Here is a 13,022-nt window from a genome sequence, read left to right as displayed (position 1 = left end):
TCAGCGCTGACGGGTGATGAAGGGTTCGACACCGCGGTCCTTCATGAGCTTGGCGAGTCGCTCGGCCGCCTGCTCGGCGTCCTGGCGGCTGGTGTAGCTGCCCACCCGGACCCGCTTCACGGCCACGCCGCCGCGGGTGGTGGCGCTCTGGAGCGTCACGACGCCGAAGGTGTTTTCAAGTTCGCGTGTAAGTGATTCGATGTTCTTGGGATCCGAAAGAGCAGCCACCTGCACCACAAAGGGGTCCGCATGGTCGACGGCCGGATCCAGCGCGGTGGGAAGGCCCATGGCATCCACGGAGCGCAGGCGGATGCGGGCGGTCCCATGGCCCAGGAATCCCAGGTCCTTGGCTCCCTGCTTGGAGAGGTCCAGCACCCTTCCCTTGACGAAGGGGCCACGATCATTCACCCGGAAGACCGCGCGCTTCCGGTTCTCGAGGTTCTCGACTTCCACGAAGCTGCCCAGGGGAAGGGTCCGGTGGGCGCAGGTGTACTGCTCCGGATCGAATATTTCCCCGCTGGCCGTCTGCCGGCCTGCGAATCCATCGTCATCTCCGCCATACCAGCTGGCCACACCCTCCTCCACGTAGGCCTGGCCATCCGCGGGCTGGGCGCCATTGCGGGAGCCGGCGGAGGGGGAGGCATAGGTCGCCGGGGGACGGGTGCAGTGGAGGGTGAAGCTGAGGGCGACCAGGGTGGCCACCCGAGGGGTGCTCCAGCGCATGACTCTGAGAAACCCGCCTTTGCCTGGGTCCACCGGCGTCGGAGGGTCGAAGGCGACGTGGATCTCGTGGATCCAGAGCGCACAGGCCTTGCTCCAATTGGTGGGATGGAAGGGTGACAGCATCGGGCTCCACAAACAAAGATCAACGGGTCACGTTTAATGGACCAGTTCGTATACATATAAAGTATGGCGAAGCCTAGCCCTTTTGTAAAGGACTGCAAATTGGAATAGGAATATGTGCAGCGAAACCGCTGCTTATGCCTATTGCCGACTGGGGATCTGGTCCACCTTGAAGGGCTTTGGACGGTTCCCCTCGGTCAGGAAGGGGGGCGGAAGGCGACGGGCAGCCGCCAGAGCCGCGGCCTCTGATTCGTAGGTACCGAGGAAGATCTGGTGGCAGATGCGTCCGTTCCGCATGGTCATGGGCAGGAGGAAGAGGTCCGGAGTCTGACCTTTCAGGAGGCTGGCCGCGCGCTGGACCGTATCGCCCTGGCACGCGATCTCCAGACGCAGGGACCACTTGCCCTGGCTGGCGGCGCACAGGGCCAAGCCCTGGCTGTGGGCCAGCTTCCAGTTGCCCGCCTGGATGGCCTTCAGGCGCTCGGCCTGGGAGGAAACCGAGGATCTGGGAGCGGGCTTCGGCTGGGCCGGAGGAACCACCTTGGGCGCCCGGGCCGGTTCGGAGACCGGTTTCGCGTCGGGTTTGGGGGCGGCTTGGGCCTCAGGCTTGGGCTCTGATTTCGCCTCGGGCTCGGAGCTGGCCTCGGGGAGGGGTTGCTCCGGCTTTGTTGCCGGCGCGGAAGGGTTCAGCGGAGAAGGCTGGGCAAGTTTCGGAAGAATGATGGGGTTCCGTTGGTACCACCGCAGACCGCCCCACAGGCCCGCGACCACCAGGAGGATCCCAAGCAGGACGAGGGGCCGGCGGGAGGTGCCTTTGGGCTCAAGGGATTGGAAATCAGGAGGTTCCGTGCTTCCGGCGGCGGTCTGGTGGATGGGGAGGGGCCGTTCCGGCGAGAGCGGAGGCTGGAGGCCACCCTGGCCGGGTTCCTCCCATTCGTCCTCGGCGCCCAGCTGGTCCAGGGCTTCGGAAAGGTGCTCCAGGTTCGTGGTGGGGACCTGGCTGGCTTCGATGGCCTGGATCAGGGAGGGGACGGCCGGAGAAGGCGGCGGAACCGGCAACGTCACAGGGGACGTCACGGGCGTCACGGGCGGCGCGATCAGGATCGGCTCCGGTTCCGGGGGCCGGGGAGCTTCCGGGGACGACGGCGCCATCTGGAGGCGAGCCCAGCCCATCTCCCGCAGATACAGCACGAAGGCGCCCAGGCGGAAGGGCTCGACCCCGGCCTCGCGGCCCAAGTCCAGGAGGGTCCGCTGGCCGCCCAGGAGGCCGGGGAGGCGGACCAGGTCGGGGGGGAGGTTGAGCTCGGGAAGGCGCGGAACCTCCAGGGCCACCACCTGGTCCAGGGGACCCAGCTCCGCCAGCAGGGGCTCGCGGTCCTGGAGGTTCAGTACGCCCGCCAGCAGCATGCCTGGGGTATCGAAGGGGAGACGGACCGTGGAGGCATCGAGGGCCTTGGCCTCGAAGGCCGGACGTTCCATGGTTTCCGCCATGGCCGCCCAGACCACCCGCTCCACCTGGGCCCGGGCCACGTCCAGCAGGTCCCGCTGGGTGATGAACCCCATTTCAATGAGGTTCCGCCCGATGGACATGGTCGGATTGAGGTTCGCCATGGCGTAGTCGAGCTGGACCTGGGTGAGCTTGCCGCGTTCCACCAGCAGGTGGGTCAGACGGTCCTGGGGATGGCTGCTGGCGGCGAACACCACGTTCCCGCCTTCGAAGTAGACGACCCGGTTGGGTTCCTGGCCCAGTCGCCACAGGCCGGTGGCTCCTGTCCGATGCCGGGCGAAGAGGTCCTTGAGGGCCGGAAGGCTCATGAGATCATCCAGCGCTCGAGCTTGAGCTTGCCCACCTTGACCAGGAGGGACTGGCCGGAACTCAGCGCCAGCCGCAGGGCTGGATCCCCGGCCTTCTGGCCATCCAGGCTGACGGCGCCCTGGCCAATGAGGCGCTCAGCTTCCTTACGGCTGGCGGCCAGACCGCGGTCCACCAGCAGGCGGCTGAGGGGGACCTCGCCATCCGTGGGGGCCATGGCGACCTCGGGAGCCTCTTCCTGGCTGCGCTCCGAGAACCGGCGCACCCAGCGCTCCTCGGCCTCGCGGCCGGCGGCGGCGCCGTGGAAGTCCGACACGATCTGCCGGGCCAGGGCCTTCTTGGCATCCATCGGGTGGCCCTGCCTGAGGAGCTCGATTTCCGCGGGGAGCTTGTCCGTCAGCAGCAGGTACCAGTCCCACATGAGGGCGTCGCTGGCGCTCATGGCCTTGCCGAACTGGGTGTCCGGGTCCTCCATGAAGCCGATGTAGTTGCCAAGGGACTTCGACATCTTCTCCACGCCGTCCAGGCCCAGCAGAAGGGGGACCGTGAGCACTACCTGGGGCTTCTGGCCGGACGCCTCCTGGAGGATGCGGCCTTGCATGAGGTTGAAGAGCTGATCGTTGCCGCCCAGCTCCACATCCGCCTGGAGGGCCACGGAATCGTAGGCCTGGGTGAGGGGGTAGAGCAGCTCGTGCAGGGAGATGGGCTCGCGAGCCTCCATGCGCTTGGCGAAATCGTTGCGCTCCAACATCTGCGCCACGGTGAAGCGCGAGGCCAGGCGGATCCACTGCTCGCCGTGCAGGGGGCCAAGCCACTCGCTGTTGAAGCGCACCTTGGTCTTTTCGGGATCGAGGATCTTGAAGACCTGGGCCTTGTAGGTCTCCGCGTTAGCCAGCACCTCCTCGCGGGACAGAGGCGGGCGCGTGGCCTTCTTGCCCGTGGGATCGCCGATGAGGCCGGTGAAGTCCCCGATGAGGAATGTCACTTCGTGGCCCAGCTTCTGGAACTGGGCCATCTTGCGGATGAGCACGCCGTGGCCCAGATGCAGGTCAGGCGCCGTGGGATCGAAGCCCGCCTTGATCCGCAGGGGCCGCCCTTCCTTCAGCTTGGCCTCAAGCTGTTCCACCTTGTGGCAGGTCACGGTGCCCTTCATGAGCAGGGCGAGGGCGTCAGATACGGATCCGAAAGCGGCGGTCATGCTTGAATCTTGGCGGAAAACCTGCTGATCCTCAATCCGGAACGGTCAGAGGGTTTCCGCGGATCCGATCAGCGGACATCCACTTCGAGCACGCGCCGAGGCCCCTTGTCCCCGGGATTCCTCGCGCTTTCAAAGGTGATGTAGACGGCCCGCCCGGATTTCGGGCTCCAACCCACTTCCACCTTGCCGCCCAGATCCCGGTGGATGCGGAGGCCCTGGTGCTCCATCAGGTCCGGCGTGAGGTCCGGGACCGGGGCAAGATCCTTCTGCCACTTGGCCGCGGATTGGAGAAAGTCGGATTCGGTGGGCCAGGTCTTCGCCAGGCTGGGGCTGGCCGCATAGAGGGCCCGGCAGCCCTCGGGCGTGCGGAGCTGATCCACCACGACACGGAAGTCCTCCCAATCAGGGCGGATCTTGTCGAGCGCGAAGCCCATGACCTTGTTCTTGAAGCCTTCGGGATCCTTCTTGGCCTTGTTGGCCACATAGGCCACGCCGCCCACGCAGGTCACGAGGGCCACCAGGAAGGCGATGCCGCAGCCCATGGCGACCTTCGCCCAGAGGGGCAGGCCGGGTTTGAGGGGGACGCCGTGTCCGCCGTTGTCCCAGGAGGAATCTGCCATATGGGGCTCCTAGAGCAGGTTGCTCGCCAATTCTGCCAGCTTGCTGCGCTCACCCTTCATCAGGGTGACGTGGCCGGATACATCGAGGTGCTTGAAATGGTCCGCGAGGAAGCTGAGGCCGTTGGTGCTGGAATCCACGTAGGGATTGTCGATCTGATACGGATCGCCCGTGAAGATCACCTTGGTGCCTTCCCCCGCGCGCGTGAGGATGGTCTTCACTTCGTGCGGCGTGAGGTTCTGGGCCTCGTCGACCACGAGGTACTGCTTGGGAATGCTGCGGCCCCGGATGTAGGTGAGGGGTTCCACGCTGAGGTAGCCCGCCTCCTCCAGCTGGCCGGCGGTCATGGTGCTGCGGCGCCGGGCCTCGGTGTTGGCGGCCACGATGAACTCGAGGTTGTCGTAGATGGGCTGCATGTAGGGCCGCAGCTTCTCGCCCACGTCCCCGGGCAGGTAGCCCAGGTCGCGTCCCATGGGCATGACGGGCCGGCTGACCAGGATCTTGTCGTAGGCCTCGTCATCCACCACCTGCTGCAGGCCCGCGGCGATGGCCAGCAGGGTCTTGCCGGTGCCGGCCTTGCCCACCAGGGTGACCACCTGGACCGTGGGATCCAGCAGGAGCTCCATGGCGAACTGCTGCTCGCGGTTTCGGGGCTTGATCCCCCAGGGATAGGCCTCGACGCGGCGCATGGGCCGGAGAAGGGCTTCGCCGGCCATGAAGCGGGCCAGCGCGGTGTGGCTGGGGTTGGAGTGGTCCACCAGGGTGACGAACTGGTTGGGCTGGAGGTGCAACTCCGGGTCAGGCGGGAGGCCGCCGTCGTAGAGGAGATCCACCTGGGCCGGATCCACCTCCCAGCTCTTGTGGCCTGAGTAGAGCTCATCCATCTCCACCCGGTCCGTGGTGTAGTCCTCGGCCAGGATGCCGATGGCATCGGCCTTGATGCGGAGGTTGGTGTCCTTGGTGACGAGGACCACCTTCTCCTTGGACGTGCCGAGGAGCTGCTTGGCGCAGGCCAGGATCTGGTTGTCGGCCTTGTGCTTGTCCTCGCGGAGGATGCCGAGGTCCAGGGGGTGGCTCTCCACATCCACCTTCAGGGAGCCACCGTCGCCCAGGGGCACGCCGCGGCTGAGGCTGCCGCTGGCCCTGAGCTTGTCCAGCATGCGGGAGATCGTCCGGGCATTCCGGCCGATCTCGGTCTGGTCCTTCTTGAAGTGGTCGATCTCCTCAATGACGACGATGGGCAGCACCACATCGTGTTCCTGGAAGTGGAGGATCGAGTTCGGATCGTGCAGGAGGACGTTCGTATCCAGGACGAAGACTTTCTTGCTGGATGGTGGGACCAAAGAGACCTCCAGGGCTGGCCGGAGCCTACCACCAAGCGGCCGGCCATGCACGGCTGGGAATGGGCCTTTCGTTGGTGGGAGAATGTCAGCCCGTTTGGAGACCACCGCATGAGGATCCTTCCCATGGCCCTCGCCATCACCACCGCCCTATCCGCCCAGACTCCCCTGACTTATCCGCTCACCCGGAAAGGCGACGTGGTGGATGATTTCTTCGGCACCAAGGTGGCCGATCCCTACCGCTGGCTGGAGGACGACAGTAGCGCCGAGACCAAGGCCTGGGTGGAAGCCCAGAACAAGGTCACCTTCGCCTACCTCGCCCAGATTCCCCAGCGGGCGACGATCCGGGAGCGCATGACCCGTCTCTGGGACTTCGAGAAGTTCACTGCGCCCTTCAAGCGGGGCGGTCGCTATTTCTACTCCTACAACACCGGCCTCCAGAACCAGTCGGTCCTGTACGTGACGGAAGACCCCAAGGCGAAGGGAAGGGTGCTCCTCGATCCCAATACCCTGAGCAAGGACGGTACCGTGGCCCTCAGCGGCGCGAGCTTCACCGAGGATGGGGGCCTCATGGCCTATTCCGTCTCCGTGGCCGGCTCGGATTGGCAGACCTGGAAGGTGCGGGACGTGGCCACCGGGAAGGACCTCTCCGACGAGATCCGCTGGTCCAAGGCCAGCGGCGCCTCCTGGCTGAAGGATGGCAGCGGCTTCTTCTACAGCCGATACGAGGCCCCGAAGGAAGGCGGAGCGCTCACGGGCGTGAACAACAACCACCTGCTGTACTTTCACAAGCTGGGCACGCCCCAGTCCGAGGACGCGCTCATCTATCAGCGCCCGGACCAGCCCGAGTGGTACCTCGGTGGCACGGTCACGGATGACGGCCGCTGGCTCGTCATCACCGGGAACAAGGGCACCAACCCCGAGACCAGCCTGTTCCTCAAGGACCTCACGAAGCCCGGCAGCCCCGTGGAGCCCTTCCTGGACCGCATGGATGCCACCTATAGCGTGGTCGACAACGAAGGAGACCGCTTCTTCGTCGTCACCAACCAGGGCGCGCCCCGCAACCGCCTGGTGGCCATCCGGAAGGGCCAGACCGAACCCGCCAACTGGACCGAGATCATCCCCCAGGCTAAGGGCCGGGATGTGCTGGAATCCGTCTCCCTCGTGGGGAACCGCTTCGTGGCCACCTGGATGCGCGATGCCCATTCCGCCGTGGAGTTCTATGATATGAAGGGGAAGAAAGCCGGCGCGCTGACCCTGCCCACCCTGGGAACGGTCACCGGCTTCGGCGGGCGGCGCGAGGACACCGAGACCTTCTACACCTTCGGCAGCTTCGCCTACCCCGGAACCATCTACCGCCTGGACCTGAAGACCACCAAGAGCACTGTCTTCCGCGCGCCGAAGGTGGCCTTCAAGCCCGCGGATTACGAGGTGGAGCAGGTCTTCTACCCCAGCAAGGACGGCACGAAGATCCCCATGTTCCTGGTGCACAAGAAGGGGATCAAGCTCGACGGCCAGAACCCGACCCTGCTGTACGGCTACGGCGGCTTCAACGTGTCACTGACACCCGCCTTCTCCGTCTCGCGGATGGTCTGGCTGGAAATGGGTGGCGTCTACGCCATGCCGAACCTCCGCGGCGGCGGGGAGTACGGCCTCGAGTGGTACGACGCGGGCCGCAAGGACAAGAAGCAGAACGTCTTCGACGACTTTATCGCCGCCGCCGAGTGGCTCATCGCCCACAAGGTCACCTCCACGCCGAAGCTCGCCATCAACGGCGGCAGCAACGGCGGCCTGCTGGTGGGCGCCTGCCTCACGCAGCGGCCTGACCTCTTCGGCGCCGCGGTGCCGGAGGTGGGCGTCATGGACATGCTGCGCTTCCACAAGTTCACCCTGGGCTGGGGCTGGAAGAGCGACTACGGCAGCAGCGAGACGAAGGAGGGCTTCGAGACCCTCATGAAGTACTCGCCCCTGCACACCATCAAGCCCGGCGTGAAATACCCGCCCACGCTCATCACCACCGGTGATCACGACGACCGCGTGGTGCCTGCCCACAGCCACAAGTTCACGGCCACGCTCCAGGTGGCCCAGGCGGGTCCCGCGCCCATCCTCACGCGCATCGAGACCAGCGCGGGTCATGGCGCAGGCAAGCCCACGGCCAAGGTCATCGAAGAGCGGGCCGATGTGCTGGCCTTCCTCGTGAAGAACCTGCGCATGAAGACCCCCTGATCCGCCCTTCCCGATGCGTTTTCCAGTTCAAACATAGTGATGCGAGGTATGCTGGGGACCTCCCCATGTTCCCGGAGGTTCCCAGATGACCTGCATCCGATCCCGCGCGTGCGCGCTGGCCCTGGCGGCGACCGCCCTCATGGCCCAGGCGCCGCTGCAATACCCCGCCACCCGCAAGGCGGACGTGGTGGACGACTACTTCGGCACCAAGGTGACCGACCCCTACCGCTGGCTGGAGGATGACCACTCGGCCGAGACCGCGGCCTGGGTGGAGGCCGAGAACAAGGTCACGCGGGCCTACCTGGCGCAGATCCCCGAGCGCAAGGCCATCGAGGCCCGGATGACCCGCCTCTGGAACTACGAGAAGTACGGCGCACCCAGCAAGCACGGGAAGTACTACGTCTACTCCTACAACTCCGGCCTCCAGAACCAGGCGGTGGTCTACCTCACGGAGCGCCTGGAGGAGAAGGGCCGCGTGCTCTTCGATCCCAACGCCCTGAGCCAGGATGGCACCGTGGCCCTGGGTGGCCTGCGCTTCAGCGAGGACGGGACCTTCGTGGCCTACAGCTTGTCCAAGGGCGGCTCCGACGTGAGCACCTGGAAGGTTCGTAACGTGGCCACCGGCGCGGATCTTCCTGACGCCTTCCCGGCCGGGCGCATGGCCGTCAACGACTGGGCGAAGGATGGCAGCGGGTTCTACTACACGGACTATCCCAAGGTGGCAGCCGGCAAGGCCCTGACCGCCGTCTACAAGAACCAGAAGCTGTTCTTCCACAAGCTGGGCGATCCCGTCGAGAAGGACGCGGTGGTCTATGAGCGTCCCGATCAGCCGGACTGGGGCTTCGGCGCCCAGGTTACCGACGACGGCCACTGGCTGGTCATCTCCCAGCGCCAGGGCACCGAGCGGAAGAATCGCGTCTTCCTGAAGGACCTCCGCAAGGCCGGCAGTCCCGTGGCGCCGCTCTTCGACAAGTACGACGGATCCTATTCCATCCTCGGCAATGACGGCGACACCTTCTATGTGCACACCGACGCCGGTGCGCCGCGCCATCGCATCGTGGCCGTGGAGCTGAAGGACCCGGGCCCGAAGGCCTGGCGGGACATCGTGCCCGAAGGGAAGGGGCGGGACGTCCTGGCGGGAGCTGATCTGTTCGGCGACACCCTGGCCATCACCTGGAAGGTGGATGCCCTCAATGTCGTGAAGCTCTATGATCTGAAGGGCCGCTTCCTCAAGGAGATCAAGCCCGAGGGCCTGGGCAACCTCAGCGGCTTCAACGGCCGCCGCCAGGACACCGAAACCTTTTACACATTCACCTCCTACAACCAGCCGCCCACCCTCTACCGCTACGACCTGAAGACCGGCAAGAGCACCGTGTTCCGCCAGCCGAAGGTGGACATCAAGCCCGCCGAGTACGAGGTGAAGGAGGTCTTCTATCCCAGCAAGGACGGGACGAAGGTGCCGATGTTCCTCGCCTACAAGAAGGGGCTGAAGCTGGACGGCACCAACCCCACGCTCCTCTATGCCTACGGCGGCTTCAACATCGCCCAGTCCCCCGGCTACTCGCCCATTTCCCAGGTCTGGATGGAGATGGGAGGCGTCTACGCCGTGGCCTGCCTGCGGGGAGGCAGCGAGTACGGCAAGGAGTGGTGGGAGGCCGGCAAGCGGGAGAAGAAGCAGAACGTCTTCGACGACTTCATCGCCGCCGCCGAGTGGCTCATCAAGGAGAAGTACACCAGCACCCCCCGGCTGGCCATCCAGGGCGGCTCCAACGGCGGCCTGCTGGTGGGCGCCTGCATGACCCAGCGCCCGGACCTCTTCGGCGCCGCCCTGCCCGCCGTGGGCGTCATGGACATGCTGCGCTACCACACGTTCACCATCGGATGGATGTGGAAGAGCGACTACATGTCCAGCGACACGTCGGAAGGCTTCGCCAATCTCATCAAGTACTCGCCGCTTCACAACCTGAAGCCCGGCGTGAAGTACCCCCCGACGCTGGTGACCACCGGGGACCACGACGACCGCGTGGTGCCCGCCCACAGCCACAAGTTCATCGCCACCCTCCAGGCCGACCAGGCCGGCTCCGCCCCCGTCCTCACCCGCATCGAGACCAACGCGGGCCACGGCGCCGGCAAGCCCACCGCCAAGCTCATCGCCGAACGCGCCGATCTTTGGGCCTTCCTCGTCAGGAACCTCCACATGAAGCTGCCCGTCAGCTTCGCCCAGTAGTTGATTCCAACGGCCTCCCAGGGCAAACTGGGAGGCCAGCGCCAACTTAGCTCAGCTGGTAGAGCAGCTGATTCGTAATCAGCAGGTCGCAGGTTCGAATCCTGTAGTTGGCTCCAACGAAAAGGCCCCTGCGCGCAGGGGCCTTTTCGTTGGAGTGAATCCCTGCGGGATTCGAACCTGCGAGTGGACTTCGAGGCGCGACTAGATGTCGCGCCGCAGAAGGCCGGCACCCGGCGAAGCCGGGTGCGGTTCGAATCCCGCGAGAGTGGGTTCGTCGCCTCTTCTCAAACCCGAAGCGAGACTAACGTCTGGCAAAGCCGGGCGCAGTTCGAATCCCGCCCGAGTGGGTCGGCGCCCTCTCGAGCCCGGCCTGGCCGACGACCCGGCAAATCCGGCGTGATGGAACCGATTTAAGGCGGCCCCTGTCGTCTTGCCCTATATTTCTACCCAGGAGGGGACCCGAAGATGAATCGACGGACCAGTCAGAGCCCCTTGAATTACGATCGCGAAGCCGGGACCGAGCGGCGCGCCTTGCGTTCTCGAGGCGACCGCCGTCGATACAGCCCCGCGCTTCGGATCTTCTTCATCCCCCTGGGCATGCTGGTGCACAAGCTGCGCACTCGCACCCTGGTTGTCTTCTGAACGGCGGGTCCTAGGACTTCACGACCCCGTCGACGTACACCCAGCGGCCGTTCTCCCGGGCGAAGGTGCTGGTCTCGATGTGGAGGGTGCGGCGGCCGTTGGCTTGGAGGCTGGCGTGGAAGGTGACCACGCCGGTGTCATCGCCCTTGGCACCCTTCTCCCTGCTGATGATCTTGAGTCCCACGCAGCTCACGGACTTGCAGTACTGCGCCAGCTCGTCGCGGTTCTCTTCGGCCCGCTTGGCCTCGGGCCGGGTCGCGATGAGGTAGTCCACCTTGCCCAGGGCGTAGGCGGAAAAGCGGGAGCGCATCAGGGCCTCCGCCGTCTCCGGCGCGGACGTCCCCGCATGGAAGGGGCCGCAGCAGCGGTCATAGGGCTTCTTGGAGGTGCAGGGGCAGGGACGGGACATGGTCAGCCCTTCATGGGGATGTGCAGGCCGATGGCATCGGCATGGTCGCGGGCGCTCTCGTAGCCGGCGTCGGCATGGCGAAAGACGCCCAGGGCGGGATCGTTCCAGAGGACGCGGCTGATGCAGCGGTCGGCGCGCTCGGTGCCGTCGGCCACGATGACCACGCCGCTGTGCTGGCTGTAGCCCATGCCCACGCCGCCGCCGTGGTGGAAGCTCACCCAGGAGGCGCCGCCGCCCACGGCCGTCATGGCGTTCAGCAGCGGCCAGTCGCTGACGGCATCGGAGCCGTCCTTCATGGCTTCGGTCTCGCGGTTGGGGCTGGCCACGGAGCCGCTGTCCAGGTGATCGCGGCCGATGACGATGGGCGCCTTCACCTTGCCGGTGCGGACCAGCTCGTTGAACTTGAGGCCCGCCAGGTGGCGCTCGCCGGCGCCGATCCAGCAGATGCGCGCGGGCAGGCCCTGGAAGGCGATCTTCTCCTTGGCGGCCTTGAGCCAGCGGATCATGCCCTCGTTCTGGGGGAACAACTCCATCATGGCGGCGTCGGTGACCGCGATGTCCTCGGGATCGCCCGAGAGCGCCGCCCAGCGGAAGGGGCCGATGCCCTTGCAGAAGAGGGGACGGATGAAGGCCGGCACGAAGCCAGGGAAGGCGAAGGCGTTCTCGCAGCCCGCACGCTGGGCCTGGGCGCGGATGTTGTTGCCGTAGTCGAAGGTTACCGAACCGCGGCGCTGGAACTCGATCATGGCTTCGACGTGGGTGCGCATGGACTGGAGCGCCCGCTGGACGTAGGCCTCCGGCTGGTCCTTCCGCATCGCGGTGGCCTGATCGAGGCTGAGACCTGCGGGGATGTAGCCGTTGTACTCGTCGTGGGCGCTGGTCTGGTCCGTGACGAGGTCTGGCTGGAAGCCGCGCTTGAGGATCTCGGGCAGCACTTCGGCGGCGTTGCCCAGCAGGCCGATGCTGCGGGCCTCGTGGACGTCCACGTACTGCTGGACCAGGGCCAGCGCGGTGTCGAGGTTGTCCGTCCATTCGTCCAGGTAGCGGGTGTCCAGGCGCTTCTGGATGCGCGTCTGGTCCACTTCGACGCAGAGGGCCACGCCGCCGTTCATGGTGACGGCCAGGGGCTGGGCGCCGCCCATCCCGCCCAGGCCGGCGGTCAGCGTCCAGGTGCCGGCGAGGGTGCCGTTGAAGTGCTGGCGGGCGGCCTCGGCGAAGGTCTCGTAGGTGCCCTGGACGATGCCCTGGCTGCCGATGTAGATCCAGCTGCCGGCGGTCATCTGGCCGTACATCATCAGGCCCTTCTGATCCAGCTCGCGGAAGTGCTCCCAGGTGGCCCACTTGGGCACCAGGTTGGAATTCGCGATGAGCACGCGGGGCGCGTCGGGGTGGGTCTTCACCACGCCCACGGGCTTGCCGCTCTGCACCAGCAGCGTCTCGTCGTCGTTCAGGTGCTTCAGTTCCTTCACGATGGCGTGGAAGCAATCCCAGTTGCGGGCCGCCTTGCCCAGGCCGCCGTAGACCACCAGGTCCTCGGGGCGCTCGGCCACCTCCGGATCCAGGTTGTTCATGAGCATGCGCAGGGCCGCCTCCTGCACCCAGCCCTTGCAGTGGAGGTGGGAGCCGCGGGGCGCGGAGAGGACGGGGGCATCGGATGCGGTGGTCATGGGAGACTCCGGCGGAGGGCCCCTAGTGTCCCACGGCGC

10 protein-coding genes and 1 tRNA gene are annotated in these 13,022 nt (G+C 66.1%); 4 read left to right on the top strand and 7 right to left on the bottom strand.

What is annotated here, in order from left to right:
- From MLE64_RS03525 to MLE64_RS03505, 5 genes are all read right to left on the bottom strand, one after another.
- Positions 1-846, bottom strand: coding sequence for a septal ring lytic transglycosylase RlpA family protein (locus MLE64_RS03525; protein WP_243315994.1), 846 nt, complete (start codon positions 844-846; stop codon positions 1-3).
- Between the two features lie 138 nt (positions 847-984).
- Positions 985-2,658: a DUF4388 domain-containing protein gene (locus tag MLE64_RS03520; RefSeq protein WP_243315992.1), complete on the bottom strand. Its 1,674-nt coding sequence runs from the start codon at positions 2,656-2,658 to the stop codon at positions 985-987.
- Positions 2,655-3,854 (bottom strand): tyrosine--tRNA ligase, encoded by a 1,200-nt coding sequence (tyrS, locus tag MLE64_RS03515; RefSeq protein WP_243315990.1) that lies wholly within the window; start codon positions 3,852-3,854, stop codon positions 2,655-2,657. The genes MLE64_RS03520 and tyrS overlap by 4 nt, the downstream gene beginning before the upstream one ends.
- 68 nt (positions 3,855-3,922) lie before the next feature.
- Entirely contained in the window at positions 3,923-4,474 is a 552-nt protein-coding gene (locus MLE64_RS03510) for a hypothetical protein (RefSeq protein ID WP_243315988.1), read from the bottom strand.
- A gap of 9 nt (positions 4,475-4,483) precedes the next feature.
- Complete coding sequence (locus MLE64_RS03505; protein WP_243315986.1) at positions 4,484-5,815, bottom strand: PhoH family protein; 1,332 nt, start codon at positions 5,813-5,815, stop codon at positions 4,484-4,486.
- 108 nt (positions 5,816-5,923) lie between these two features.
- On the opposite strand from MLE64_RS03505, the gene MLE64_RS03500 reads away from it, so the two are divergent.
- From MLE64_RS03500 to MLE64_RS03485, 4 genes are all read left to right on the top strand, one after another.
- Positions 5,924-8,038 (top strand): prolyl oligopeptidase family serine peptidase, encoded by a 2,115-nt coding sequence (locus MLE64_RS03500; RefSeq protein ID WP_243315983.1) that lies wholly within the window; start codon positions 5,924-5,926, stop codon positions 8,036-8,038.
- Between the two features lie 85 nt (positions 8,039-8,123).
- The gene (locus MLE64_RS03495) at positions 8,124-10,265 is read left to right on the top strand and encodes a prolyl oligopeptidase family serine peptidase (protein ID WP_243315981.1); all 2,142 of its coding nucleotides are present in this window, start codon (positions 8,124-8,126) and stop codon (positions 10,263-10,265) included.
- A 40-nt stretch (positions 10,266-10,305) separates the two neighbouring features.
- Positions 10,306-10,381, top strand: a tRNA-Thr gene (locus MLE64_RS03490).
- 349 nt (positions 10,382-10,730) lie between these two features.
- Positions 10,731-10,907 (top strand): hypothetical protein, encoded by a 177-nt coding sequence (locus MLE64_RS03485; RefSeq protein ID WP_243315980.1) that lies wholly within the window; start codon positions 10,731-10,733, stop codon positions 10,905-10,907.
- Between the two features lie 10 nt (positions 10,908-10,917).
- Here the strand turns inward: MLE64_RS03485 and MLE64_RS03480 are convergent, their stop codons facing one another.
- Together MLE64_RS03480 and hutU are read right to left on the bottom strand one after the other, a co-directional pair.
- Positions 10,918-11,316: a YchJ family protein gene (locus tag MLE64_RS03480; protein ID WP_243315978.1), complete on the bottom strand. Its 399-nt coding sequence runs from the start codon at positions 11,314-11,316 to the stop codon at positions 10,918-10,920.
- Between the two features lie 2 nt (positions 11,317-11,318).
- Positions 11,319-12,983 carry a urocanate hydratase gene (gene hutU / locus MLE64_RS03475; protein ID WP_243315975.1) on the bottom strand — a complete coding sequence of 555 codons (1,665 nt, stop codon included), beginning with the start codon at positions 12,981-12,983 and terminating at the stop codon, positions 11,319-11,321.
- Positions 12,984-13,022: the final 39 nt, after the last annotated feature.

The sequence above is a fragment of the Geothrix paludis genome (assembly GCF_022808815.1).
Taxonomy (GTDB): Bacteria; Acidobacteriota; Holophagae; order Holophagales; family Holophagaceae; genus Geothrix; species Geothrix paludis.
Note: the sequence above shows the minus strand (reverse complement) of the source record. Positions and strands in the feature narration are given on the sequence as shown.